Origin of the sequence: Pseudoalteromonas sp. (assembly GCF_036960685.1) — a bacterium.
In the GTDB taxonomy this organism is placed as follows: Bacteria; Pseudomonadota; Gammaproteobacteria; order Enterobacterales; family Alteromonadaceae; genus Pseudoalteromonas.
The window spans coordinates 42,388-65,770 of sequence record NZ_JBALXK010000021.1; the positions used below are offsets into that span (position 1 = coordinate 42,388).

A 23,383-nucleotide genomic window follows, 5' to 3' on the forward strand; every position below is an offset into this window, starting at 1 on the left:
TTAAGCTATTAATATCACGCTTGATAGGTTAAACAAAACGCTTTAACTGTTGTTGAGTTTGTTTACTCAACTGCTGTGATTGCTGGCAATCAGCGAGTGCGATATCGATTTGTGACTTAGCTTGTGAGCCTAATTCCACAATCTGCTCAACTGATTGATGGGTTTGATGTTGCGTTTGTTCGAGTAAATGCACTGCACTGACAATTTGCTGTAATTGTTGTTGATTATGCTCAAACTCAATTAATCGCTCAGTAAAGCCATGAGAGGTATTGCTGATAGTGGTTTCTGCATTGTGGGAATAACTAACAAGCTGCTCTGATTCTTTATTTGTTTGATTTACCAGTGAATCCATTTGATTGATAAAATCGCTGATCTGACGAGTTGCATCGCTTACCTTAACTGATAGTGTTCTTACTTCATCGGCTACAACAGCAAAACCACGACCAGCCTCACCAGCGCGAGCGGCTTCTATGGCTGCATTGAGTGCCAGCAGGTTCGTTTGATCTGAAAACTCTTCCACCATTTTTAAAATGCTACGAATATTGTCGCTGTTTTGTTTTAAACCTGAAATCGTCTCTGAGAAGCTGCTTAACACCTGGCTAATCGATTTAACTTGGACAACGAGTTCAGTTAATTCTTGCGCAGATTGAGTTACAAAGTTTACATGTTCACTATTTACTTGATGAACACTATCGGTGTTGGTAACGATACTTTGCAAACTATCGGTTATTTGATTACTTGCAGCGGTAATTGTTTGGCTAAAATCGATTTGTTGCTCGCTTAATTGCGCCGTTTGTTGCATTGATACGGTCACTTGATTGTTACTCTGTGCGCTGGCTTGTGCACTTTGATAAGTTGTCGCGAGTAATTGACTGAGATGATCAGTAAACGTGTTGTATTGCTGGCTAATCTCACGAAACTCATCATAGGTAAAATGCGGGAGCTTGGCTGTTAAGTTGGCATCTTGGCTGTTAATTTGTACCAAAGTATCGCGCATTGCCGTAACCGGGCGAACAATTAAAAAACGCATATAAAACACAGTGAAAGCAAAGCCTGCAATTATAATTGCTGTGAGCAACCAGAATAGTTGCGTATCAGCATTTTGCAAGATGAGGCTTTTATATAACCAAATTAACGTAATAGCTTGAAAAGCAAAAACAAAGCTTAAGTTACCAATAATTTTACGAGTTAAAGTAAAAAAGAAGCTTTGTTCAATAAAGTTATAAATACGCATATACCCACTCATTAATCGCCCGCTTGGCTGTTGCATCAGTTTTACTCAGTATCGTTCAAATTCACTTTAATTCAAGAATATAGGACGAATGGCGCTAGTAAGTGCGGCTGATTTAAAGTGAATTCAAAATCATTTTCGTATTGCATGGGTAGTTAGTAAAAATACCGTCTACACCATAATTAAGCATCATTTCTATATCTTCTTGTTTATCAACGGTGTATGCATAAACAGCCAAACCGCGTTGTTTTGCGTCAGTGACAAACTCATGATTAATAAAGTTTTTATCAATATGAATACTTGAAGCATGTAAGCGCTGAGCAAATTCTGCATAGTTGATAGGAATAGAGGCTGTTAAAGCGCCAATTTTCACCCATGGTAACTGTTGTTTTAGCCACATGAGTTGATGGTGATCAAATGAAGAGACTAAAAGGTTGTCACGAGACAGTTTTTTAGCAGCAATATTTGCTTCAATCAGCTCAACAAACTTATCCAACGCAAAAGTGTGCTTTAGCTCTAGGTTTAATAATGTTTTATTATTAACCCAATCAATGGTTTGTTGTAAGGTAGGGACACGCTCATTATTACCAGCATCAAAACATTGAATTTGCTCTCTAGTGAGTTTGTTTACTTTACCATGACCATTGGTGGTGCGTTCTAGCCAGCTATCATGAATGATCATGTAATCATCTAAGCAACTTTGGACATCAACTTCAATACCATCAACTTCGATGTCTACAGCCGCTGTAATTGCACTTTGGGTATTTTCAGGGTAAGTACCGCTGGCGCCGCGATGAGCAAAAACTTTAATCATAATGTGTGTTTCCGAGTAACTGACCATGTTTCATAAAATGCTGCACTGATCACCATCGCACCGCCAAGTAAGGTCAGCAGTGAAGGTTGCTCATGCAACAATAAAAATGCTAAAAATGTGCCATACAGAGGCTGTAAACAAGAAATAAGCCCCGCTGTTGATGCGGATAAATATTGTAAACTTGCCGCAAATAAAGAGTGTGGGGTTGCGGTAAATATTACTCCTGCAACTAGTAACAGTCCCATATCGCGGGTGGATACATTAATCACTGGTACTTCTATAAAAGCACATAATAAAATACTTGCCACTATAGTTTGATAAAACATAGTTTGTGGCCCGCCATATTGGCTGAAATAGCGTTTATGGACAATATTTCTAAATGCGAAGAAGAACGCCGAAATTACCCCTGTAATCACCCCTAAGGTGACATCATTGCCCATATCCGCACTTGGGATCAGCAAATAGATCCCGGTTATTACTACGCACGCACTGAGCAAATCGTTTACTTTAGGTTTTTTGCCATTAAAAAAGGGTTCAATAAAAACGGTGATCACTGGGTAGGTAAAAAAAGCAATCATACCCACTGCAATTCCCGCCATTTGCATTCCTGCAAAATAGGTTACCCAATGAATACCTACTGTGGCTCCTAAAAATAACGCAATGAGGTAATCTTTAGTGCTGTTAAGTTTAATGGCTTTTTTTTGCCAAAGCAGTAACAGCAAAATAGCCATACTCGCAATCGCGGCTCGATAGACCGTTATATCTAGCGCATTTAAGTTTATTAGCTTGGCAAACAACGCGGTGCCACCAAACAGCAATACTGCGATGTGTAGATAAATTAAACTTTGCTGTTGAGCCTGCATCTAGAACCCTTTTAGATTGGTAAATACTAACATTTCAGATGTTATAAACATGCTTGTTTTTGTAGCATTTTGTATCTTTACTTATGACAATTTACACTACACTCTGGCATCATTAAAAGAGATAGTTATGTTATTAAAGATGATTGCGCCCGAGTTGGCTTTAAACGCATTAGCTGATAGTGATCCTTTGTCAGCGAAAGAGCGCAAAGCATTACAATTAGCAGGTGAAGGGTTGAAAACCGCTGATATTGCCGCAAAGTTATATTTAAGCGAGGGCACGGTACGTAATTATTTATCGGACGCAATTGCTAAACTCAATGCCAGTAACCGAGTCGATGCGGCGCGTATTGCTAAACAAAAAGGTTGGTTATAGCCTTTTTAGCTCATCTAAATACGCTTTCTTAAAAGTTTCATAGCTTTTGCCTGTCTCATTGATTGGTTATGGGTTAAAATAACAACATAACCAACTAACAAGATAGTGAATGTCAAACCAAGATCCTAATCTCAGTCGAGAACAAGAAAAGTACGAAAACCCTGTCCCTAGTCGTGAGTTTATACTTACTCACCTAAAAGAGCGCGCTAAACCTGCTAACTTCCATCAATTATGCGAAGAATTAGCAGTAAACGATGATGAGCGCCAAATTGCTTTCAAGCGTCGTTTACGTGCTATGGAGCGCGACGGTCAATTGTTCTTTAATAAATTCAAATGCTACGCCTTAATCGATGAAGCAGGGCTTGTTAAAGGTAAAGTCATTGGTCATCGTGACGGGTTTGGCTTTTTAGAAGTCGAAGGCGAAAGTAAAGACTGGTTTATTGCCAAGCACCAAATGAGCATGGTACTGCATGGTGACATTGTACTTGCTAAAGGCACCAAACGCGGTTCTGGTGGTAAGTGTGATGCACGTATTATTAAAGTGTTGTCCGGCGAACGCGCCCCGATTGTTGGCCGCTATTTTGTTGAGCATGGTATTGCCGTGGTGGTGGCGGAAGATCCGCGCATTACGCAAGATATTATTATTCTACCAGGCAGTGAAAATGGCGCGCGTCATAATCAAATGGTGCAAGTGCAAATCACTCAAAACCCTAATCGCAATATGAATGCGGTAGGTAAAGTCATTGATGTATTGGGTGAGCATTTAGCTCCAGGTATGGAAATCGAAGTTGCGCTGCGTAATCACGATATCCCACATGTTTGGCCTGAAGCGGTTGAAAAGCAAGTTGAGCACTTAGGTGAATTTGTTGAAGAAGCTGACAAGCAAAATCGTGTTGATTTACGTGATTTGCCTTTAGTAACAATTGATGGTGAAGATGCGCGTGACTTTGATGATGCGGTTTATTGTGAGCCTGTTGAATCGGGTGGTTGGCGCTTATGGGTCGCGATTGCTGATGTATCTCATTACGTAGGAATGAATACTCCACTTAATGCCGAGGCAATCGAGCGTGGTAACTCAGTGTATTTCCCTGAGCAAGTTATCCCTATGCTGCCAAAAGTATTGTCCAATGGTTTATGTTCATTAAACCCAAAAGTTGACCGTTTATGTATGGTTGCGGAAATGCTGGTATCGGCGCAAGGTAAGCTGTCGGGATATCGTTTTTATGAAGCTGTGATGAATTCACACGCGCGTTTAACCTACACCAAAGTAAACGCTATTTTACAAAATGATGAAAAGCTCCGTACCGAGTATGCCGCTGTGGTGCCGCATTTAACTGATTTACAGCAAATGTACATGGCGTTAAAAGCAGCCCGCCAAGAGCGTGGCGCGATAGAGTTTGAAACCCTCGAAACTCGCTTTGTGTTTAACGCCCAGCGTAAAATTGAGTCAATTGTGCCAGTGGTGCGTAACGATGCGCATAAGCTGATCGAAGAATGTATGATTTTGGCTAATGTATCTGCAGCCAAAATGCTGGAAAAACATGAAGCCAGTGCACTGTACCGTGTACACGCCGAACCTGATGGCGAAAAACTGGGGAACTTTAGGCAGTTCCTTTCTGAGCTGGGTATCGAATCTACCCTGAGTGACGAGCCAACGCCGAAAGAAATTACTCACGTATTAGCTAAACTTGGCGATCGTCCCGACGCTGAGCTTATTCAAACTATGTTACTGCGTTCGATGAAACAAGCAGTGTATCAAGCGGAAAATATTGGTCACTTTGGTTTATCGCTAGGTGAATACGCACACTTTACCTCGCCAATTCGTCGTTACCCTGATTTAGTGGTACATCGTGCTATTAAAGGTATTTTAAAAGCCCAGGGTATGGTGACATCCGGCGCTTATGTATACAGTGATGAAGAAGTTGCCCAGCTGGGTGAGCAGTGTTCAAACACCGAACGTCGTGCGGATGATGCGACGCGCGAAGTCGCCGATTGGCTCAAGTGCGAATATATGCAGGACCATGTGGGCGATGAATTTGAAGGAGTGATCTCATCGGTTACCAACTTTGGTTTGTTTATTCGCTTAGCTGATTTACAAATAGATGGCTTGATCCACGTGACAAACCTTGGCGATGAATACTTCCAACATGATGGTGCGAAACATTGCTTAATTGGCGAGCATTCTCGCAAGGTATATCGTTTAGGCGATAAAGTAACGGTTCAGGTCGCATCAGTAAGCTTAGATGAGCGTCGTATCAACTTAACGATAGATGGCAATGCAGCACAAGATAGATATGCTCGTCGGCGTAGTGACGCGAAAGGCCACACTCCTGCAAGCGTTCGTTCACAGTTAAAGCGCGGCAAAATACCAGGTAAAAAAACGGATGAAACAGCATCTGCTGAGCATAAAGGCCGTTCTGAACAGAGTAAGCCAAAGCCAAAAAAAAGCAGTGCCAGTCGAGGTAGAAAGAAACCAGCAGGGAAGTCAGCTGCTGCTACCACGACTACCACAACAGCAAAAAAACCGAAAAAAAAGGCCGTTAAAAAGCCAAAAAGACCCGGCAAAAATGCCCGGAAAAGTAAGAGTTCAGGAGCAAGTGATACGTGAGTAATGAATTAATTTTTGGCTTTCACTCTGTTGAAGCAATTTTCGCAAGTGAGCCTGAGCGTTTTATTGAAATTTATGCCCTAAAAGGACGTGATGACAAACGCTTATCTCCAATTATTGAAGAAGCGCGTAAATTTGGTATTTCTGTACAATTTATGCAGCGTAAAGCCCTTGATAACAAATCGAAAGGCGAGCAGCACCAAGGCATTATTGCTAACGTGATCGCAGCTCCTACTTTCAATGAAAAAGATTTAGATGCAATAATTGCCCGCGAAGAAACCCCATTTTTACTGGTTTTAGACGGTATTACCGATCCGCATAACTTAGGCGCTTGCTTACGTAGTGCTGATGCCGCTGGCGTGCACGCGATTATTGTTCCAAAAGATAAGTCAGCAAAATTAAATGGCACAGCACGTAAAGTTGCCTGTGGCGCAGCTGAAACAGTACCGCTGATCCAAGTGACTAACCTTGCGCGTACTTTGCGTGAAATGAAAGACGCAGGCGTGTGGGTAGTTGGCACTGCGGGTGAAACCGATGTGCATGTATTCGATGCTAACCTAACCGGCCCGATGGCAATTGTAATGGGCGCTGAAGGCGAGGGCATGCGCCGTTTAACGCGTGAGCATTGTGACGTGTTAGTCAAAATTCCAATGGCGGGCACAGTATCAAGTTTAAATGTATCTGTAGCCACAGGTATTTGTTTGTTTGAAGTACTACGTCAGAGAAATGCAACACAAGCTTAAAAAGCTTTAAGGTATAAGCTTTAAGCCCTAAGCTGATGTTAATCATAGCATCAGCTTACTTTTATAGAGTCGCATCACTCCAAAACACTTATAACTTAAAGCTTACCACTTAAAGCTAAAAAACCTGCTTGCTTAATTTTCCAACTAAGCGTAAAATGCGCGCTCATTTCGGCCTAATTAATATTAATTCCTTGCCTTAAACCGACCGGCTGAAACGGTAGAAGGCTCTATTAACCGTAAGGAATATCCATGCGTCATTACGAAATCGTATTCATGGTTCACCCAGATCAGAGTGAGCAAGTTTCTGGTATGATCGAACGTTATACTGGTTCTATCACTGAAGCTGGTGGTACTATCCACCGTCTTGAAGACTGGGGTCGCCGTCAATTGGCATACCCAATCAACAAGCTTCATAAAGCTCATTATGTTCTTATGAACGTTGAAGCACCTACTGAAGTAATCAGCGAGCTAGAAACTACTTTCCGCTACAACGATGCAGTGCTTCGTAACTTAGTTATGCGTACTAAAGACGCTGTAACTGAAGCATCTCCTCTTGTAAGAGAAGAGAAGAAAGAAGCACCAGCTGCTTAATTGTTTTGAGTCCAAGCATGGCGTTTGATCCGCGAGAATTTTAAGGTAAACCATATGGTCAGTCCTTTTATGAATCAGCTGATTATCTCTGGGGTTGTTTGTAAAACACCTAAGTTTAGCCAAAGCCCTGCTGGTATCCCGCATTGTATTTTTGTTGTAGAACATAAATCAATGCAAGTTGAAGCAGACCTTAACCGTAATAGTTATGTTAGGCTTCAAGTGGTTGCCAGTGGTAAGCAAATGCAACAACAGACTCAACATTTGCACGTTGGGCAGGCATTGCAAGTGAGCGGTTTTTTAAACCGTCACGAAGGTCGTAACGGCCTTAGCCAATTGGTTTTGCATGCTCAGCATATAGAAAGAATTATTTGAGGAATTTATCTCATGGCACGTTATTTCAGACGTCGTAAGTTCTGCCGCTTTAAAGCGGAAGGCGTACAACAAATCGATTATAAAGATCTAGCTACTCTTAGAAACTATGTTACAGAAAGTGGCAAAATCGTACCTAGCCGTATCACAGGTACTAGCGCTAAATACCAGCGCCAGCTAGCAACTGCTATTAAGCGTGCTCGCTACTTAGCCCTTCTTCCATACACTGACTTACATAAGTAAGCAGCGGATTAACACGTTTTTAAAAGGTGTAGAAACATGCAAGTTATTCTACTAGATAAGATCGCAAACCTAGGTGGCCTAGGTGACCAGGTTGTAGTTAAATCTGGCTTCGCACGTAACTTCCTTTTCCCACAAGGTAAGGCAGTTCCTGCAACTAAAGCTAACATTGAAACTTTTGACGCACGTCGTGCTGAGCTTGAAGCGAAAATCGCTGACCAGCTTGTTGCTGCACAAGCACGCGCTGATAAACTTGAAGCATTAGCTGAAGTTACATTAGTATCAAAAGCCGGTGACGAAGGTAAGTTATTCGGTTCTATCGGTACTCGCGACATCGCTGACGCTATCTCAGCTGTTGGTGTTGAAGTTGCTAAGTCAGAAGTTCGTTTACCTCTAGGTACTATCCGTGAGACTGGCGAATTTGACGTATCAATCGCAGTTCATTCAGAAGTAACGGCTACTATCAAAGTAATCGTGATCGCTGAAGCTTAATTTTTAATTAAGCGAAAAAAGCCGTGCTGAAAAGCGCGGCTTTTTTGTTTAAAATGATTACCACATCCAAGCCTCATCATTCTTTAGTATCAAAATTGGGTAAAATACAGTATTGTACCTACCTTGGTTAACTATGTTACCTGTTGTAAAATTCAAACAATTAAAACTAATGATTTATAACTGCTAAAATGTGGCTATGGTGTAACAATGTTTCAGTTAATTGACAGTGACAGCGCTGTCAGTGTATATTGTTTGTGCACTGGGCATAGTGTTAAGGATGTAAGAATTGAAACAACACATGATGAGAAATACCAAACCACCTGCTGGTTTTACATTAATAGAGTTACTAATCGTAGTCGCCATTTTAGGCATTTTATATAGCGTTGCCATGCCTTCATATGTCGAACATATGGAGCGTAGCCGTCGTGCTGATATTCAACAAGTTATGCTGCAACATGGCGCATCACTGGAACGTATTTATTCACGCAATGGTGGCTATCCAAATACTTTTGATGCAGGCGTAAGTACAGATTTTTACACGTTTACTTATACAGCGTTAAACCGTGCTACAGGTGCGGCAGCGGACGCTAATTTTAAAAGCCGCGCGTTTACCTTAACTGCAACCCCAAAACTAGGCTCTGCCCAAGCGGGAGATCGCTGTGGTGCTTTAGTGATCAAGCATGATGGAACACAATCAGCTGACGCGAATAACTGCTGGGAATAACAATGACTCGAACAACTGGTTTTACATTAGTTGAACTAATGGTCGTAGTTGGTATTGTTGCAATTATGGCGGTGTTAGCGTTTCCATCATTTAGTCAGCAAATCATGCAAGACCGTGTAGTGACTACCGCTAATCAACTCAACAGTGTCTATAAATATGCGCGCAGTGAAGCCGTCAAACGTGACCGTGATGTGAAGTTGGTGGTCAGCGGTACTAATTGGCAAGTAAAAGCAGCTGTTGATGGCGTTGAAACTGTTTTAAAAGAATTTGTGATCCAACACCAAGGTGTAACGGTTGGCTTAGTCGATCGTACCGTATGGTCTACAGGTGAAATATCTGCGGCTAGCGAAATATTGATTAAAGATGGTAACGACAACACGGTAGATTATTACCTTTGTATCTTAAAAAGCGGCCAAAATTGGTTGGCTGAACAGTCAGCGGCGTGTGCGTAATGAATAAGCAAAATGGGTTTTCGTTGTTAGAAGTAATGCTTTCAGTGGTTATTGCCGGTATTGCTTTATTAGGCTTGGCGGCGGCGCAACTGAAGTCGTTGCAATATGCGACCAATAGTTTTAATTACACTGTCTCTTTGGTGCAAGGGCAAAATACCTTGGAGCGCATTTGGCCACGGTTGTGTGAATTACAAACAACAAACCCAGCATTATTCACGGATGCTAATTTTCGTGCTTCTTTAGACCCACAAATCGATGACTACCAGCTGAGCTTACCTGCGGCGTACGCGAATGATATGCAAATTACAGTTTCTTGGAGCGATGAGAGAATTAAACAGCAAGATCCCGCTCAATTAGAAAACCAGATTACTTTAAACGCTAGCTATCCTGAGCTACCTGCAGGGTGTATCTAATGAGCACTTTATCACGCGGCCAAGGTTATACCCTTGTCGAATTAATGGTGGCACTTGCCGCAGGGGCTTTCTTATTAGCTGGCGTTAGCCTGTCATACTCAGCAATCAAAAGTACTATTTTGGTGGGCAAAGAGCTTGAAAATGCGCAAGAAGTGATCCGTTACACTAGTAAAGTATTTACGCGTAGCATTAAACAAACACCTAGTGCTCCAACCATTGCCGCAGATGGTTCATCAATAACTATTTCTCAGCCTACTGGAGTTATTACCTGTAATGGCAGCGTATCGGGTGCTGATGTTACTGAGATTTATAGCCTAACCGGTAATAATTTAATGTGTGCCATAGGGGCTGAACCTGCCGAGCGGTTGCTAACTGGGGTCACGCAGTTGAGTTTTGCGCTTAATAATAATGTTGTCACCATTAATGTTGGGCCTGAAAATTTACCAGCTCAATTTGGTAACACCATTGCCATTGATATTGCAGTATCTAATGTAATTTTAAACAATGCATTTGGTGGTGTGTAATGAATAAAAGACAGCACGGTTTTACATTAATAACAGTATTGATCCTCACCAGTATGGCAAGTATTGTGGTACTTAATTCATTACGTGAAAACATTGTTCAAGAGCGAATGAGCGGTAACTTTCAAAAGAAAATGAATAGTCGGTTACTGGCTGAAAAAGGTGTTTTTGAAGAAGCCAAATTATTGCAGCAAGCTTTACTAAATGATCAAACTCTAGATATCGATGGCTTAATTGCTGCAACAGGTAATGCCTCAGGCACAGGTTTAATTGGTAGTGATGCAACCTACAACGCAAGTATTAGTAAAAATGCAGCAGGCGAGCTGGAAATCGCCAGTATTGGCGAACGTTATGAAGGCGATGCGCAGAGCAACTTAGTGGCACGGTTTGGTTTTACACCAGGTAAAGGAGGCTCTGTTTTTGAAAATGCAATTGTGGGTTGTGAAGGGGTTTCATTAAGTGCAAGTGGCCGTATCGATAGTTATGACTCAAGTTTGGGCGACTACGATCCAGATAATGCAGAAGCCGCAGCCGTTATTGGCACTGTTTATAAAGACAAAGACGTAACATTATCAGGCGCTTCCACTATCTGGGGTAGTGTACATGCTACGGGTAGCATTATTTTCAGTGGCTCATCACCTATCACAGGTTCGCTGCGTGCAAATAATACTATCACCATAGATTCTAATTTCACGGTGTCTACAGACCCACTTTTACCTGAAGGCTTTCCCTTAGATACGGCTGTTGGCGGTGACGTATTATCGGCTGGTGATGTAATATGGAAACAAGGTAAAGTGTTGGGGGTTATTCGCGCTAATAATGATTTAACTTTTCCAAATAACAGTGCAAGCACAATCCTCGTAAATAAAAATAATGAAGCACTTGATGTTATGTATGGTAATGCATTAAAAGCGCCAGCAGGCTTAGCTGAACATCTTAAGCAAGATGGTATTGCGTATTCTGATGCTAAGTTTAAGCAATCGCCAAATGTTGAATTGGTGCCTTTTCAAGATCCAGATAACTTTGAAGCCAGTAAAGTGCAATGCGATCCTATTGATATAGCAAGCGCTGTAAATGCGCTTACTGATCCTGCAGCAGAAGATATTTTAGTAAAGCACAGTACCACAACCTTGGTTGTCGGCAAGCCTGAAACACGAGTGATTTATGAACTAACCCCTGAAATTGGTCAATCTAAAATAGAGAACCCAGGGACTTATGTATGGGAAAATTGGTTAGGTGAGCCTCCGGCAACGTTAAATTATCAACTGGCGACGATTAACCAGCAAATTGATCAAAAAGTACTTAAATCCGGTAGTTTCACTTTAAATAATGGCATTTTAAAAGTAACCGGTGGTGATGTTACTCTAATTGTAAATGGTGACTTTACCATGACAGGTGATTCGTATATTGATATCACACCTGGCAGTAGTTTAACGCTTTATATATCTGGTACTGTTGCTATCAATGCAGCTGAAGGTGCCATCACTATGAAGCATGGTTTAACTGTAACGGGTAAGCCTGTTTTTAGTATTTACTCAGGTTATTCAGACGCTAATGGCATAGATATTAGTGCTGACTCTGATTTATATGCAGCAATTTATGCACCTAAAACGGATGTAAGTGTTGTGGCTAATGGCGGATTTAGTGGCTCTATTCGCGGAAAGACTGTAACAGCCTCTGGGCTAGGTGGTATTCACCATGATTTAAATTTATCAAATGTGAGTAATGGCGGTGGTAATGCCACTACAGGTAAATTGGTTTTTCTTGGCTGGTCTTATAAAGCTCCAACACCACGAACAGAAGAGCCTGTTGAAGAGCCAATAGAACCGACAATATAATCCTCCTCTCTAATAACGGTTAATTTTTCAGTTAGCCGTTTTATCAAAATAATTTTATTTCATTTAAACCTTTTCGATCCTACCTTGCGTCTAATACACTAAATTCAGAACAATAATCATAAAGGGACAACATCTAAGATGTTGATAGATGCAAAACAGGCTTTTACACAGCTAAGTGAAGAGACACTTATTACCCGTGTTAAAAGTGGCGACCAAAATGCTTATGCGGCACTTTATGAGTTACATGTAAAGCGGGTCTATGGTTTGTGCTTACGCTTATTGGCGGATCGCGAACACGCGGAAGATGCAACTCAGGAAGTGTTTGTGCAACTGTGGCACAAAATCGCCAGCTTTGAAGGGCAGTCGCAGTTTTCTACTTGGTTGCACAGTGTAACCAGCAATATTGCTATTAGTTACTTGCGCAAGCATAAAAACTGGTTGCAAAAAGTAGTGAGCTTCGAGCAAAGCGGCATGGACGAACAAAGTGCACTCGATTGCCAAGGGCTAAATGGTCTTGATAAGTTAGTTTTACGATTACCAGAGCGAGCGCGGATGGTGTTTGTTTTGCACGCCATTGAAGGTTATCGCCATGAAGAAATTGCCGCTATGCTAGACATGGCAGTGGGTTCAAGTAAGTCACAATTTCATCGCGCCCGTCAGTTATTAAAAGAGTGGTATGAAAATGAATAAGCCAGATTTTGACACCTTTTTAGCAGAGTCTATTAATAACGCTGACTCAGAGATTACGCCACAAAAAGATTTATGGCCAGGTATAGAAAAAGCGTTAGCACAAGCGCCAAAATCACAGGCTAAGAGCGTTCTGTGGCCAAAGCTTGCTGGTGTAGCTGCATGTTCAGTTGCGGCTTTATTAACTGTGCAGTTGTTATTTTCAGGCGCTGAGCCGGCAACCAGCGTGGTGATGAGTGATTATTTTACTCAACAAAAACAAACCTTGTTAGTGCAGTACCAAAACCAACCGGCACTGACTGATAACTGGCAACAGCAATTGGCTGAATTAGAAGAGGCTGAACGGGCAATCAAGCAAACGCTTGAAAATGAGCCTGAAAACCCTGCACTGTTAAAAATGCTCGCACAGGTTTATCAGCAACAATTAGACTTAATCAATAAGGTGCATGCACCGAAATGGCAACAAATTTAGGAGTAAAAACCATGAAAATATTAGTATTAGCACTGACTTTATTGCCGTTTTTAGCCGCAGCAGGCGAAAAAATCAATGAACAAATTGAAGTGCCAGCCAATAAACGCATTTTTATCGATAATCAACGCGGTGATATACGTATTGAGGGTTGGGATAAGCCGCAGTTACAGATCACTGGTGAACTTGATGATAAAGCACAAGGTTACCGTTTAGAAGTGGAAAACGACCGCATTGAATTTATCGTGAAAATGCCGCGCAACAATAATGGTTGGAACAGTGGTGATGGCTCACAGTTGACGATTTATATGCCAAAAAGCAGTGAACTTGAGTTTACTGGGGTTAATGCCAACATCAATGCCAAAGATTTACATGCCGGAGCTGATATCGACGTTGTTAATGGCGATATCAACTTACATACTATCAGCGGCAATATTAGTGTTGATACCGTCAATGGAGATGTCAGTGCGATTGGCTTAAAAGGCGATATTCGCTATGAAACCGTTAACGGTGAAATTAATGACAAAGACTCTGAAGGAACACTGCGCTTTACCGCCGTTAATGGCGATATTAAATCAAAAACCGCAGCGCAAGAAGTACGCTTAGAAAACGTGAATGGCGATATCGACTTTGCTTTTAAGGCATTAAAAAGTTTACGCATTAGCACTGTGAATGGGGAAAGTGAAATTCATATCAATGAGCTATTAAAAGGTGCGCAAATTAGCTATGAATCAGTCAGTGGCGATGCCGAATTTTATTTCCCTACTAGCGTCTCTGCACGCTTTGAAATAGAAGCCCATGCCAATGGCAAAATCGTTAATGAGCTGAGCAATGATAAGGTTAGAAAAGCTAAGTACGGCCCCTCTAGTGATTTAGAGTTTGCTGTTAACGGTGGTAACGCTGATATTGAAATCGATACTATCAGCGGGCGCATTGAATTACGTAAGCAAAAGTAATCTCCCGTAGTAAAGCAGGAAAAGAAATCCTGCTTTACTCTTTGCACGGCTTAGCCAAGTCGATAGAATAGACGTCATTAATTGTTAGTATTGCGAAGTTATGGCTAAATATGGCTAAACCAGATAAACAAGTCGACACTCTAAAAGTTCCTCCTCATTCCATTGAAGCAGAGCAATCTGTTTTAGGTGGCTTAATGCTTGATAATCAAGCCTTTGACCGTGTTGCTGAACTGGTTGTCTCACAAGACTTTTATACCCGAACTCACAAGCTGATTTTTGAGGCCATGGTCGAGCTTGCCGAGGTCGGTGATCCAATCGATTTGATCACTATTTCTGAAAGCCTAGAGAAAAAGAACCTGCTCAGCGGCATTGGTGGTTTTGCTTATTTAGCAGAAATAGCCAAAAACACACCAAGTGCGGCGAATATCGACGCTTATGCGAACATCGTACGCGAACGTGCTGTAGTGCGTGAAATGATTGGCGTGGCCAATGAAATCGCCGAAGCTGGATTTAACCCAGAAGGGCGCACCAGCCACGATTTACTCGATTTTGCGGAAAGTCGCGTTTTTAAAATTGCTGAGCAGCGCACTAAAAGCAACGATGGGCCACAAAGCTTACATAGTATTCTAGAAAAAACCGTTGATAAAATTGAAGAACTCTACCAGTCACCGCAAGATGGTGTGACAGGGGTAAGCACGGGTTATGCCGATCTAGATAAAATGACCACAGGTTTACAGCCTTCAGATTTGATCATCGTTGCCGCGCGTCCATCAATGGGTAAAACCACCTTTGCGATGAACTTAGCTGAGCACGCTGCGATGACCCAAGATAAACCGGTGTTAATTTACTCATTAGAGATGCCCTCAGAGCAAATCATGATGAGGATGTTGGCATCCCTTGGTCGCATCAACCAAACCAAAGTACGTACCGGTCAGCTAGATGATGAAGATTGGGCGCGTTTATCATCCACCATGGGCTTATTAATGGAAAAAGGTAAGATGTATGTTGATGATGCATCAGGCCTAACCCCTACTGATGTGCGCTCAAGAGCACGTCGAATTGCTCGGGATCACGGTGGTATCAGTATGATCATGGTCGATTACTTGCAGTTAATGCGCGTACCGAGCTTGTCTGATAACCGTACCTTAGAGATTGCTGAAATCTCACGTTCACTCAAATCATTAGCAAAAGAGCTGCAATGCCCTGTGGTTGCACTGTCGCAGCTAAACCGTACTCTAGAGCAACGTGCCGACAAACGGCCAATTAACTCCGACTTACGTGAGTCAGGCTCTATCGAGCAGGATGCCGATTTGATCATGTTTATCTATCGTGATGAAGTATATAACGAAGACAGCACCGAAAAAGGCGTTGCAGAGATCATTATAGGTAAGCAACGTAACGGCCCAATCGGTAAAGTACGGTTAACCTTCCAAGGCCAATTCTCGCGTTTTGATAATTACGCAGGTCCTGCGATAGACGATGATTACTAATGCGTTTAGCCATAGCTGAAATTAACTTACAGGCACTTGCGCATAATTTAGCGCAAGTGCGCCAGTTTGCCCCTCATAGTAAAATTATGGCGGTCTTAAAAGCCAACGCTTATGGCCATGGCTTAGTAAAAATCGCGCAACATTTAAATGCCGCAGATGCCTTCGCTGTTGCCCGTATAGATGAAGCTTTAGCACTGCGTGCTGGTGGTTTAACAAAACCAATTGTGTTGTTAGAAGGCTTTTTTCATCAAGATGATTTACCTATTTTATTGGCGAATAACTTTCAAACAATTATTCATGATGAAAACCAATTGGCCGCGCTTGAAAAAGCTCAGCTGGATGCCCCGATCAATTGCTGGCTGAAAATTAATACCGGTATGCATCGCTTAGGCATTGCCGCGGCTCAATTTGACGATTTTTATCAGCGTTTACGTGCGACTAACAATGCCAAGAATGATATTAATTTAATGACTCATTTTTCCTGTGCTGACGATATCAGTGACAGTAAAACTGCGCAGCAAATTAGCCTGTTTGACTCGCTAGTCACAGGCAAACAACAAGCGCATTGTCTTGCAAATTCAGCTGGCATAATTGCGTGGCCTGCAGGGCATGGTGACTGGGTGCGCCCTGGTTTAATGCTGTATGGCGTTTCACCTATGCTTAATTGCACCGGGGAGCAGCATAATTTAAAGCCAGTAATGCGTTTAACGACCAAGGTTATTGCAATCCGTGATGTAGAAGCTCAGCAATGCGTTGGCTATGGGGGGCGTTGGCAAAGTGCTAAGGCAACCAAGCTTGCTGTTGTGGCTATGGGGTATGGCGATGGTTATCCGCGCCATGCTAAACATGGTACGCCAGTGGTTATAGGTAATAAGCGTTACGGCATTGCTGGTAACGTCTCAATGGATATGATCAGTGTTGATATTGGCGATAACAGCGACAATATCAAGGTGGGGGATGAGGTGGTAATGTGGGGTCCAGAGCTTCCCGTTGAAGAAATTGCCCAGTGCGCCACAACAATACCTTATGAGTTACTGTGTAATATCACCCCACGGGTAAGTTATGAGTATTTAACTTAAACTTTGTCTAATGAGAGTAACGTTAAGCGTTACTCTTTAATAAAATACACATCACTAAAACCCATTCGGGCAAATTCTTCATCACGAAAGTTACGCACCGCCGCAGAGCCTTTAGAGGTCATTTCTATTTGTTGGACCATGTTTAAGTAACTTGTTAGATCAATGCCTTCGGCTGCAGCAATTGCTTGGTACATGTCGTGGTACTTATCTTTAGCGAAGTTAATCTCACGTGGTTGGTTTTTAAACTTGTACGTAATGCGTCGTGCCATGAGGAACTCGTAAATTGAATTAAATTACCCTGATTTTACACCTTCTTCGCCATCTGCTCTACCTTTGAATGACTTGTGGCCAAGCTCAAGTTACAATGGCGACCTATTTTGTAGCCAATGCTAAGGAACATCATGAAATTATCTGTTGAGATCAGTAAGTACCCACTGCACCAAGATTACATTCCATTTATTAAAGGGTTTATCGACCGATTAAATACTTACGATGATTTAAAAGTCATTACTAATACCTTATCGACACAAATTTTTGGCGATTATGATCTCGTTATGTCGGTTCTTAACACCGAAATTAAGCGCTCATATGAAGAATTTGGTAAAGCTATTTTTGTGTGTAAATTTCTCAATGGTGATCTTTCTCCAGAATAAACCTTAATCCCTTAGCGAGCCAATATGGACTTTATTACTCAAACGCTTACAGGCTTTACGGCTATGTCCCATTGGGAATATATCGCTGTAGCTTTGTCGATGGCGTATTTATTACTGGCAATCAAAGAAAGTCTTTGGTGTTGGCCTGCGGCATTTTTTAGCACCCTAATTTATACCATTATGTATTGGAATGGCGCTTTGTTAATGGAGTCGCTATTGCATTTTTATTATATGTATATGGCAGTATATGGTTGGCTTGCATGGCGTAGGGGAGGGGCAAACAAGCTTGAATTAGCAATTACTTCATGGCGTATAAATCAGCATTTACTCATTATTGCCGGCACGTCCTTTGTGGCTGTGATATTGGGTTATGTGATGAGTAATTATACCCACGCAGACTTTGCCTACTTAGACAGTTTTACAACGTGTTTTGCGGTTGTGACTACTTATTTAGTAGCGAAAAAAGTACTGGAAAATTGGCTGTATTGGATAGTGATTGATGCCGCATCAATGTACTTATACTATGAGAAAGGTTATTACCCAACACTTGTGCTGTTTGTGTTCTATACCATTATGGCTGCGTGGGCATTTAAAACCTGGTACGAAGAATACGAGCAAACACAAGCCAAGCCGTTAGCGCAACTATAAGAAGCAGTATGACAGGTCATGAAATTAGCGGCTTTTTTGCCGCTTTTAACCCGCAATTAAACCTCCTTAGCAATGAGCGATTACACAGTGGTTTAAGCAACGATAACTTTTTAGTGCGTGCCCAGTTGCAGCAACAGCCACAGGCTTATTTATTAAAGTGTTATCGGGATCATTGGCCTGTAACTGGCTTAACAGCGCAAGCTGTTTTTGCAGCACAAGGTATATGTCCACAGCCACTTTGGACTGATGCCGCCAATAAAATCGCTATTTTTGATTATCTAGAGGGTGAAATCGCACAAGGCGAGTACAGTCCAGAGTTGTTACAAAAGCTAGTGGCGTTACATGACTATAATGTGCAGACAGTGCCAATGGATATCGGCGCTGAGTTAGCTTTTTACCAGCAAACATCTTTATACCAGCATTACCAAGCAAGTGTGACTAACGCATTGCAGCAAATAGCCTTATTACCTCGTGATGAAGGTTTTTGCCATAATGATTTGGTTAAAGAAAACATCATAGTAAACCCACAAGGCATGTTTTTAATTGATTTTGAATACGCAAAAAGCAATGACGTCTACTTTGATCTAGCCGCCTTGGTTGTTAGTTTTACACTCGATAACGAACAAAAACAGCGCTTGTTGGCAGACTATCAACGACACTTACCTAATACGCAGGGTTTTTATCACAGCGTGGACAAGCTAGAGTGTTATCAAATAGTATTTTTAGTCTTGTGTATTTGCTGGTACAGCGCACGCTCAGTCGAAGATAAAGTGACATTGTTACGTACGCAGTTAGATAGTTTGATTAATTCAAAAAGCAGCGATTAGAGGCCACCAAAACGAGCAGCAAGTTCTTTATATTTTGCGACTTCATCGGCATCAAATTGTGGTTCGCCATTAGCGTCTTCACCTTTTGCAATCAGTAAGCTTTCTCTGGCTAAACGCTTTACACGCTCGGCTTTAACGCCTAAAAACTCTGCCACTTGCTCGGTTGACATTAAACTCATAAATACTTCCTCGTGTTAAACCTTTTACAAGTACCTTTAAATAATGAAACAGGCATGGAATTGTTGCAAAATGGTTATTAATTTTTATTAAGTATAATTTAATAGCTGTTTTTTGCTTGCTTGTGAAGTAATTTATTCTATTTCGCTTAATTAATAATCATCTAGGCGATAGATGCTGGTATTTAGTTGCAGATGCCTTTATTATTGCAGCGCCTAAACACTGATATCGCGAGTTGGTGTGGTGGCACAAATGTGCTCTCGTGGTGAAATGGATATCACGTGGCCCTCCGGAGGCTGAGTTGTAGGTTCGATCCCTACCGAGAGCGCCATTTGCTTATTTAGTTTTCCCTAACTTAATAATATACTCTTCTTGTTGTTTCCATCATTCATGCTTATCTTGCAAACCTCATCGTTTTTGCTTTTCATATTAATAAAGAGCTTAATCTCCATTTGCCAGTCGTACTCTGAAATAAAACTTTAATTCTGTTGCAATTATTTTCCGCCTCGCCATTTTCGTTTTTGATAAGACATTAAGTGAGGGTGCAAAATAGTTTAATTAAATGTGTATTATACTACAAATCAAGATGAAATTAGTTATCATTCGTGATAAATTGGTGCTGTTGTTTTCTTTTTACTTAGAGTATTACCATGCATTTTACCCTACTGCCAATTGCGACAGCTGTGAGTGTCGCGCTTATGTCATTGAATCTAGCTGCCGCAGAAAACGATAGCCAAGATGAAAATAAAATTGAAAAAATCACTGTTAATGGCAAATATGTTGTTAATGAAAATATAGATACTGCGACCGGTTTAGGTCTATCTATCCGTGAAACACCTCAGTCAGTTACGGTCTTTACCGCTGAACGTATTCGCGACCAAGATCTTGATACCATTATTGATGCGGTTGATAACACTGTGGGTTTATCATCATCAAAAATGGATAACGTCCGTAACACCATGCAGTCACGTGGATTTAGCGTATCTAATTATCAAATTGATGGTGTGCCATTATCATGGAGCTTAGCTGGTGATTCAGGGGAAACCTCCGCAGATGTCGCCATCTATGAGCGTGTCGAGTTTGTACGCGGTGCAACAGGCTTATTAACAGGAGCGGGTGATCCGTCTGCTTCAATAAACCTCGTTCGTAAGCGTGCGAGTAATACTGATTTAACTGGCTATGTTGATTTATCGATAGGAAGCTGGAATAAAAAGGAGCTAACAGTTGATCTTGCCAATGGCTTGAATGACAGTGGTTCAGTGCGAGGACGTGTTGTTGCTAAAGTGGTTGATAGTGAATCTTACATTGACTTATACGAAGAAAATAAAAAGATTTTTTACGGTGTATTAGAAACCGATTTATCTGCAGATACCACTTTTCGCGTAGGCGGAAGCTATCAAAAAAGTGATCCTCATGGGCCTGTGTGGGGCGCATTGCCAGCTTACTATACCGATGGTACAGAGACTGATTGGAATGTATCAAAGACCACGGCGGTTGATTGGACTCGCTGGGAGACTGAACATACCAACTACTTTGCCTCGGTTGATCACTTGTTTTCAAATGGTTGGCAGCTAACAGCAAATTACAATCACTCAAAATATGATAAAGAGAGTCGATTATTTTATGTATATGGTGCGTTAGATAAAGAGACGGGGGCTGGGCTTACTGGGCAACGTTACTTTGCATTTGGCACAACAGAGCAAGACAGTGTTGATATACAACTTAAAGGTCAATATAACCTGTTTGAACAAACTCATGACTTTGTAGTTGGCGCGCTTTATTCAAAACAAAAAGGAGATACAAGTACACGTGACCCAGATCCTATTATTGGTGGCTCTGCATGGGATGCTGTTCCAATTGAAGACTTTTATAACTTCCAAGGTGACTCAATTGCAGAGCCAAACTGGACTGAAGAAGCGACAGTGCAAGATGATAATGACACTGAGCAAAAAGGCTTTTACGTTGCAACACGTATTTCGATCACCGATTCATTTAAAGTGATTGGTGGTGGTCGCATTTCATCGTGGGAGCGCGAGCGTTACTACTATGGTGCACAGCAAGACTACGGTAATTCTGGTGTGTTTGTACCTTACTTTGGTGCTTTATATGATCTGAACTCTCAGCACCGTATTTATGCAAGCTACACTGAAATATTCAAACCGCAGAATAACTTAGATGCGAGCGGTGAATACTTAGATCCAATCGATGGTAAAGCAAGTGAAATTGGCTTAAAGAGTGCTTACTTTGACGATCGCTTACAAACTTCAATTGCGATCTTTGATATTCAACAAGACAACTTAGCCGTTGAAGATCCTAATTACGTACCGACTGCAGAACAAATGTCAGCATACTATGGTGCTGAGGGTACGCAAAGTCGTGGTTTTGAGTTTGAAGCGATAGGAGAGCCTGTTGATGGTTGGAACATCTCTGCCGGTTATTCACAGTTTGAAGCTGAAGATGCTGATGATGTTAAAATAAACACCACAGCACCTCGTAAGCAGTTTAAATTATTTACCACCTATCAATTTGTTGATCAATTACCTGAGCTAACAATTGGTGGTGGCCTGAATTGGCAAAGTAAATCCTATGCCAAAGGCAGTACTGTTAACGTAGAGCAAGGTTCATACGCGCTGGTTAATTTAATGGCTCGTTATAACATCAACGAAGCAATGAAAGTACAAGCTAACGTGAACAACCTGTTTGACGAAAAGTACTATAACTATATGACTGCGGGTAGCTCAAACCTATATCGCTATGGTGCACCGCGAAGTGTATCAGTAAGCTTTAGCTACAACTTCTAAGTTAGTATAAAGGCGCTGTAATAGCGCCTTTTCTTTTGCTGTGCTTGCTATACTTAGCTTTTTACTCACAGTGGACATTTATGAAATACCAACCAATAAAATGTGGCGATTATGATCAATATGAGCTGCTTTGCATGCAATCAGCGCGGGTTAAAATTATCACCACAGATGATCAGGAGTTAATTGGCAACGCAAAAAACTTACTTAACCTAAAGGGACAAGGTGAGTTTTTACTCATTGAATGCCAAGAGCAAGGCGAACATAAAGTCCGCCTTGATGAAATTAAAGCCATTTCTTATTTTTAAAATACACGCCGATCCCGCCCGTTAATACGATTAAAAAGATCACAAATGCACTAAATGCATAAGGGCTTTCGGTACCTGGAATACCACCCACATTGACGCCGAGTAAGCCGGTTAAAAAGCCAAGTGGTAAAAACAACGCGGCGACCACTGACATCACATACATACGCTGGTTGAGTTGCTCAGAAACTTGATTGGTAACGGTCTGCTGAATAATCTGCGCACGTTCGATTGAGTTGTCTAGTTCCTCAATAAAACGGATCAGCAAATGAGTTGTTTCATTCAATTTTGCTTTATCGCTTTCATCCAACCAGTTATATTTGTTTACTATTAGCGTACTTAGCGCTTCTTTTTGCGGCTTTAGATAGCGCTTTAAACCAATAGTTTGACGACGTAATTGCGATAGGCCTTGGTTATCGAAGCGTTTAGTTGGCTCGTCAATTTCATCTTCAAACTCATCCAAGCTATTGTCCAAGCCATCAATGACATCTTGCATTCGCGAAGTGAGATTATGTGTTAATTGGCAAATCAGTTCAGAGATGCTGCTCGGGCCGGTTTTTGCTATTAATGACGCAAGCACATCTTGCACTGAAAGAAGGCGGCGTTTACGGGTGGTGATAACGATATTCTCGTTAATAAATAAACGAATCGACACCATGTCTTCAGGGCTTTGTGCTGGGTTTAAATTAACACCGCGTAAAAAAAGCATACAGCCGTTAGTCGCTTGGGTTATGCGTGGGCGTGTTTCATCTGCTGTTAATGAAGCAAGTTCATAATCAGTCAGTTGTTCGCTGTTTCTTAGCCACTCAATCGCTTCAGTTTGACTATAATCCAAGTGAACCCAAAGTTTTCCTTGGGCTGGTTGCCAATTATTTAGCTCTGCACTGTTCTCTATTGTATGTGCCCCGCCTTGTTCATCAAGGATAAGTGCATGTAGTAAACCATTGAACATAGTAATATCTCGTTAATACTGTATGGTTAATATACTTGACTAAAGAGTAGATTAGGTCAATAAAATTTAT

27 protein-coding genes, 1 tRNA gene and 1 pseudogene are annotated in these 23,383 nt (G+C 41.5%); 23 read left to right on the plus strand and 6 right to left on the minus strand.

Going from position 1 to position 23,383, the window contains the following annotated elements; genetic code table 11:
- Positions 1-28: 28 nt before the first annotated feature.
- From V7783_RS16105 to V7783_RS16115, 3 genes are all read right to left on the minus strand, one after another.
- Positions 29-1,246, minus strand: a complete 1,218-nt coding sequence (locus tag V7783_RS16105) for a methyl-accepting chemotaxis protein (RefSeq protein WP_335679624.1) — start codon at positions 1,244-1,246, stop codon at positions 29-31.
- 100 nt (positions 1,247-1,346) lie between these two features.
- Entirely contained in the window at positions 1,347-2,045 is a 699-nt protein-coding gene (locus tag V7783_RS16110) for a glycerophosphodiester phosphodiesterase (protein ID WP_335679585.1), read from the minus strand.
- Entirely contained in the window at positions 2,042-2,908 is an 867-nt protein-coding gene (locus V7783_RS16115; RefSeq protein ID WP_335679586.1) for a DMT family transporter, read from the minus strand. The genes V7783_RS16110 and V7783_RS16115 overlap by 4 nt, the downstream gene beginning before the upstream one ends.
- A 136-nt stretch (positions 2,909-3,044) precedes the next feature.
- Here V7783_RS16115 and V7783_RS16120 point away from each other — a divergent pair.
- The 17 genes and pseudogenes from V7783_RS16120 to alr all read left to right on the plus strand — a co-directional run.
- A pseudogene (locus tag V7783_RS16120) lies at positions 3,045-3,281 on the plus strand (response regulator transcription factor); the annotation flags it as partial.
- 109 nt (positions 3,282-3,390) lie between these two features.
- Complete coding sequence (gene rnr, locus V7783_RS16125; protein ID WP_335679587.1) at positions 3,391-5,889, plus strand: ribonuclease R; 2,499 nt, start codon at positions 3,391-3,393, stop codon at positions 5,887-5,889.
- Complete coding sequence (gene rlmB, locus V7783_RS16130) at positions 5,886-6,632, plus strand: 23S rRNA (guanosine(2251)-2'-O)-methyltransferase RlmB (RefSeq protein WP_335679588.1); 747 nt, start codon at positions 5,886-5,888, stop codon at positions 6,630-6,632. The genes rnr and rlmB overlap by 4 nt, the downstream gene beginning before the upstream one ends.
- 249 nt (positions 6,633-6,881) lie before the next feature.
- Positions 6,882-7,223, plus strand: a complete 342-nt coding sequence (rpsF, locus tag V7783_RS16135; RefSeq protein ID WP_335679589.1) for a 30S ribosomal protein S6 — start codon at positions 6,882-6,884, stop codon at positions 7,221-7,223.
- A 54-nt stretch (positions 7,224-7,277) separates the two neighbouring features.
- A complete protein-coding gene (priB, locus tag V7783_RS16140) occupies positions 7,278-7,595 on the plus strand; it encodes a primosomal replication protein N (RefSeq protein ID WP_335679590.1) in 318 nt (105 codons plus the stop codon).
- Positions 7,596-7,607: 12 nt separating this feature from the next.
- Positions 7,608-7,835 (plus strand): 30S ribosomal protein S18, encoded by a 228-nt coding sequence (gene rpsR, locus V7783_RS16145; protein WP_002962753.1) that lies wholly within the window; start codon positions 7,608-7,610, stop codon positions 7,833-7,835.
- Between the two features lie 36 nt (positions 7,836-7,871).
- Positions 7,872-8,324 (plus strand): 50S ribosomal protein L9, encoded by a 453-nt coding sequence (gene rplI / locus V7783_RS16150; protein ID WP_011329089.1) that lies wholly within the window; start codon positions 7,872-7,874, stop codon positions 8,322-8,324.
- Between the two features lie 298 nt (positions 8,325-8,622).
- Positions 8,623-9,048 (plus strand): type IV pilin protein, encoded by a 426-nt coding sequence (locus V7783_RS16155; RefSeq protein ID WP_335679591.1) that lies wholly within the window; start codon positions 8,623-8,625, stop codon positions 9,046-9,048.
- Positions 9,049-9,050: 2 nt separating this feature from the next.
- Positions 9,051-9,500: a GspH/FimT family pseudopilin gene (locus V7783_RS16160; RefSeq protein WP_335679592.1), complete on the plus strand. Its 450-nt coding sequence runs from the start codon at positions 9,051-9,053 to the stop codon at positions 9,498-9,500.
- Complete coding sequence (locus V7783_RS16165; protein WP_335679593.1) at positions 9,500-9,913, plus strand: type IV pilus modification PilV family protein; 414 nt, start codon at positions 9,500-9,502, stop codon at positions 9,911-9,913. Before V7783_RS16160 ends, V7783_RS16165 begins: the two co-directional genes overlap by 1 nt.
- Complete coding sequence (locus V7783_RS16170; protein WP_335679594.1) at positions 9,913-10,437, plus strand: prepilin-type N-terminal cleavage/methylation domain-containing protein; 525 nt, start codon at positions 9,913-9,915, stop codon at positions 10,435-10,437. Before V7783_RS16165 ends, V7783_RS16170 begins: the two co-directional genes overlap by 1 nt.
- Positions 10,437-12,272, plus strand: a complete 1,836-nt coding sequence (locus V7783_RS16175; RefSeq protein ID WP_335679595.1) for a pilus assembly PilX family protein — start codon at positions 10,437-10,439, stop codon at positions 12,270-12,272. Before V7783_RS16170 ends, V7783_RS16175 begins: the two co-directional genes overlap by 1 nt.
- Positions 12,273-12,410: 138 nt before the next feature.
- Positions 12,411-12,962 carry an RNA polymerase sigma factor gene (locus V7783_RS16180; protein ID WP_335679596.1) on the plus strand — a complete coding sequence of 184 codons (552 nt, stop codon included), beginning with the start codon at positions 12,411-12,413 and terminating at the stop codon, positions 12,960-12,962.
- Complete coding sequence (locus tag V7783_RS16185) at positions 12,949-13,431, plus strand: hypothetical protein (protein ID WP_335679597.1); 483 nt, start codon at positions 12,949-12,951, stop codon at positions 13,429-13,431. Before V7783_RS16180 ends, V7783_RS16185 begins: the two co-directional genes overlap by 14 nt.
- 11 nt (positions 13,432-13,442) lie before the next feature.
- Positions 13,443-14,384: a DUF4097 family beta strand repeat-containing protein gene (locus tag V7783_RS16190; RefSeq protein WP_335679598.1), complete on the plus strand. Its 942-nt coding sequence runs from the start codon at positions 13,443-13,445 to the stop codon at positions 14,382-14,384.
- Positions 14,385-14,494: 110 nt separating this feature from the next.
- Entirely contained in the window at positions 14,495-15,874 is a 1,380-nt protein-coding gene (gene dnaB / locus V7783_RS16195; protein ID WP_335679599.1) for a replicative DNA helicase, read from the plus strand.
- Complete coding sequence (gene alr / locus V7783_RS16200) at positions 15,874-16,953, plus strand: alanine racemase (protein ID WP_335679600.1); 1,080 nt, start codon at positions 15,874-15,876, stop codon at positions 16,951-16,953. Before dnaB ends, alr begins: the two co-directional genes overlap by 1 nt.
- A gap of 29 nt (positions 16,954-16,982) precedes the next feature.
- Here the strand turns inward: alr and V7783_RS16205 are convergent, their stop codons facing one another.
- Complete coding sequence (locus V7783_RS16205; RefSeq protein WP_335679601.1) at positions 16,983-17,222, minus strand: DUF2960 domain-containing protein; 240 nt, start codon at positions 17,220-17,222, stop codon at positions 16,983-16,985.
- Between the two features lie 132 nt (positions 17,223-17,354).
- Here V7783_RS16205 and V7783_RS16210 point away from each other — a divergent pair, with 132 nt between their 5' ends.
- The 3 genes from V7783_RS16210 to V7783_RS16220 are packed head-to-tail and all read left to right on the plus strand — an operon-like array spanning position 17,355 to position 19,081.
- Positions 17,355-17,606 carry a hypothetical protein gene (locus V7783_RS16210; RefSeq protein WP_335679602.1) on the plus strand — a complete coding sequence of 84 codons (252 nt, stop codon included), beginning with the start codon at positions 17,355-17,357 and terminating at the stop codon, positions 17,604-17,606.
- A gap of 24 nt (positions 17,607-17,630) precedes the next feature.
- Complete coding sequence (gene pnuC / locus V7783_RS16215) at positions 17,631-18,254, plus strand: nicotinamide riboside transporter PnuC (protein WP_335679603.1); 624 nt, start codon at positions 17,631-17,633, stop codon at positions 18,252-18,254.
- 8 nt (positions 18,255-18,262) lie between these two features.
- On the plus strand, positions 18,263-19,081 hold the full coding sequence (locus V7783_RS16220; RefSeq protein ID WP_335679604.1) for a phosphotransferase: 819 nt from the start codon (positions 18,263-18,265) through the stop codon (positions 19,079-19,081).
- On the opposite strand, the gene V7783_RS16225 is transcribed toward V7783_RS16220, so the two are convergent.
- On the minus strand, positions 19,078-19,260 hold the full coding sequence (locus tag V7783_RS16225; protein WP_064667901.1) for a hypothetical protein: 183 nt from the start codon (positions 19,258-19,260) through the stop codon (positions 19,078-19,080). The two genes, V7783_RS16220 and V7783_RS16225, sit on opposite strands and share 4 nt — an antisense overlap.
- 254 nt (positions 19,261-19,514) lie before the next feature.
- On the opposite strand from V7783_RS16225, the gene V7783_RS16230 reads away from it, so the two are divergent.
- The 3 genes from V7783_RS16230 (at position 19,515) to V7783_RS16240 (ending at position 22,364) form a co-directional block, all read left to right on the plus strand.
- Positions 19,515-19,589 (plus strand) — tRNA-Arg (locus tag V7783_RS16230).
- 319 nt (positions 19,590-19,908) lie between these two features.
- Entirely contained in the window at positions 19,909-22,059 is a 2,151-nt protein-coding gene (locus tag V7783_RS16235) for a TonB-dependent siderophore receptor (RefSeq protein WP_335679605.1), read from the plus strand.
- A gap of 80 nt (positions 22,060-22,139) precedes the next feature.
- Positions 22,140-22,364 (plus strand): Rho-binding antiterminator, encoded by a 225-nt coding sequence (locus V7783_RS16240; protein WP_335679606.1) that lies wholly within the window; start codon positions 22,140-22,142, stop codon positions 22,362-22,364.
- Here the strand turns inward: V7783_RS16240 and V7783_RS16245 are convergent.
- Complete coding sequence (locus tag V7783_RS16245; RefSeq protein ID WP_335679607.1) at positions 22,342-23,313, minus strand: zinc transporter ZntB; 972 nt, start codon at positions 23,311-23,313, stop codon at positions 22,342-22,344. The genes V7783_RS16240 and V7783_RS16245 overlap by 23 nt on opposite strands.
- Between the last annotated feature and the right edge of the window lie 70 nt (positions 23,314-23,383).

Excerpts from the sequence above, each read along its gene's own strand:
- V7783_RS16105 (WP_335679624.1), bottom strand. The coding sequence starts at position 1,246 with ATGAGTGGGTATATGCGTATTTATAACTTTATTGAACAAAGCTTCTTT.
- V7783_RS16110 (WP_335679585.1), bottom strand. The coding sequence starts at position 2,045 with ATGATTAAAGTTTTTGCTCATCGCGGCGCCAGCGGTACTTACCCTGAA.
- V7783_RS16115 (WP_335679586.1), bottom strand. The coding sequence starts at position 2,908 with ATGCAGGCTCAACAGCAAAGTTTAATTTATCTACACATCGCAGTATTG.
- rnr (WP_335679587.1), top strand. The coding sequence starts at position 3,391 with ATGTCAAACCAAGATCCTAATCTCAGTCGAGAACAAGAAAAGTACGAA.
- rpsF (WP_335679589.1), top strand. The coding sequence starts at position 6,882 with ATGCGTCATTACGAAATCGTATTCATGGTTCACCCAGATCAGAGTGAG.
- priB (WP_335679590.1), top strand. The coding sequence starts at position 7,278 with ATGGTCAGTCCTTTTATGAATCAGCTGATTATCTCTGGGGTTGTTTGT.
- rpsR (WP_002962753.1), top strand. The coding sequence starts at position 7,608 with ATGGCACGTTATTTCAGACGTCGTAAGTTCTGCCGCTTTAAAGCGGAA.
- rplI (WP_011329089.1), top strand. The coding sequence starts at position 7,872 with ATGCAAGTTATTCTACTAGATAAGATCGCAAACCTAGGTGGCCTAGGT.
- V7783_RS16155 (WP_335679591.1), top strand. The coding sequence starts at position 8,623 with ATGATGAGAAATACCAAACCACCTGCTGGTTTTACATTAATAGAGTTA.
- V7783_RS16160 (WP_335679592.1), top strand. The coding sequence starts at position 9,051 with ATGACTCGAACAACTGGTTTTACATTAGTTGAACTAATGGTCGTAGTT.
- V7783_RS16165 (WP_335679593.1), top strand. The coding sequence starts at position 9,500 with ATGAATAAGCAAAATGGGTTTTCGTTGTTAGAAGTAATGCTTTCAGTG.
- V7783_RS16170 (WP_335679594.1), top strand. The coding sequence starts at position 9,913 with ATGAGCACTTTATCACGCGGCCAAGGTTATACCCTTGTCGAATTAATG.
- V7783_RS16175 (WP_335679595.1), top strand. The coding sequence starts at position 10,437 with ATGAATAAAAGACAGCACGGTTTTACATTAATAACAGTATTGATCCTC.
- V7783_RS16180 (WP_335679596.1), top strand. The coding sequence starts at position 12,411 with ATGTTGATAGATGCAAAACAGGCTTTTACACAGCTAAGTGAAGAGACA.
- V7783_RS16185 (WP_335679597.1), top strand. The coding sequence starts at position 12,949 with ATGAAAATGAATAAGCCAGATTTTGACACCTTTTTAGCAGAGTCTATT.
- V7783_RS16190 (WP_335679598.1), top strand. The coding sequence starts at position 13,443 with ATGAAAATATTAGTATTAGCACTGACTTTATTGCCGTTTTTAGCCGCA.
- dnaB (WP_335679599.1), top strand. The coding sequence starts at position 14,495 with ATGGCTAAACCAGATAAACAAGTCGACACTCTAAAAGTTCCTCCTCAT.
- alr (WP_335679600.1), top strand. The coding sequence starts at position 15,874 with ATGCGTTTAGCCATAGCTGAAATTAACTTACAGGCACTTGCGCATAAT.
- V7783_RS16205 (WP_335679601.1), bottom strand. The coding sequence starts at position 17,222 with ATGGCACGACGCATTACGTACAAGTTTAAAAACCAACCACGTGAGATT.
- V7783_RS16210 (WP_335679602.1), top strand. The coding sequence starts at position 17,355 with ATGAAATTATCTGTTGAGATCAGTAAGTACCCACTGCACCAAGATTAC.
- pnuC (WP_335679603.1), top strand. The coding sequence starts at position 17,631 with ATGGACTTTATTACTCAAACGCTTACAGGCTTTACGGCTATGTCCCAT.
- V7783_RS16220 (WP_335679604.1), top strand. The coding sequence starts at position 18,263 with ATGACAGGTCATGAAATTAGCGGCTTTTTTGCCGCTTTTAACCCGCAA.
- V7783_RS16225 (WP_064667901.1), bottom strand. The coding sequence starts at position 19,260 with ATGAGTTTAATGTCAACCGAGCAAGTGGCAGAGTTTTTAGGCGTTAAA.
- V7783_RS16235 (WP_335679605.1), top strand. The coding sequence starts at position 19,909 with ATGCATTTTACCCTACTGCCAATTGCGACAGCTGTGAGTGTCGCGCTT.
- V7783_RS16240 (WP_335679606.1), top strand. The coding sequence starts at position 22,140 with ATGAAATACCAACCAATAAAATGTGGCGATTATGATCAATATGAGCTG.
- V7783_RS16245 (WP_335679607.1), bottom strand. The coding sequence starts at position 23,313 with ATGTTCAATGGTTTACTACATGCACTTATCCTTGATGAACAAGGCGGG.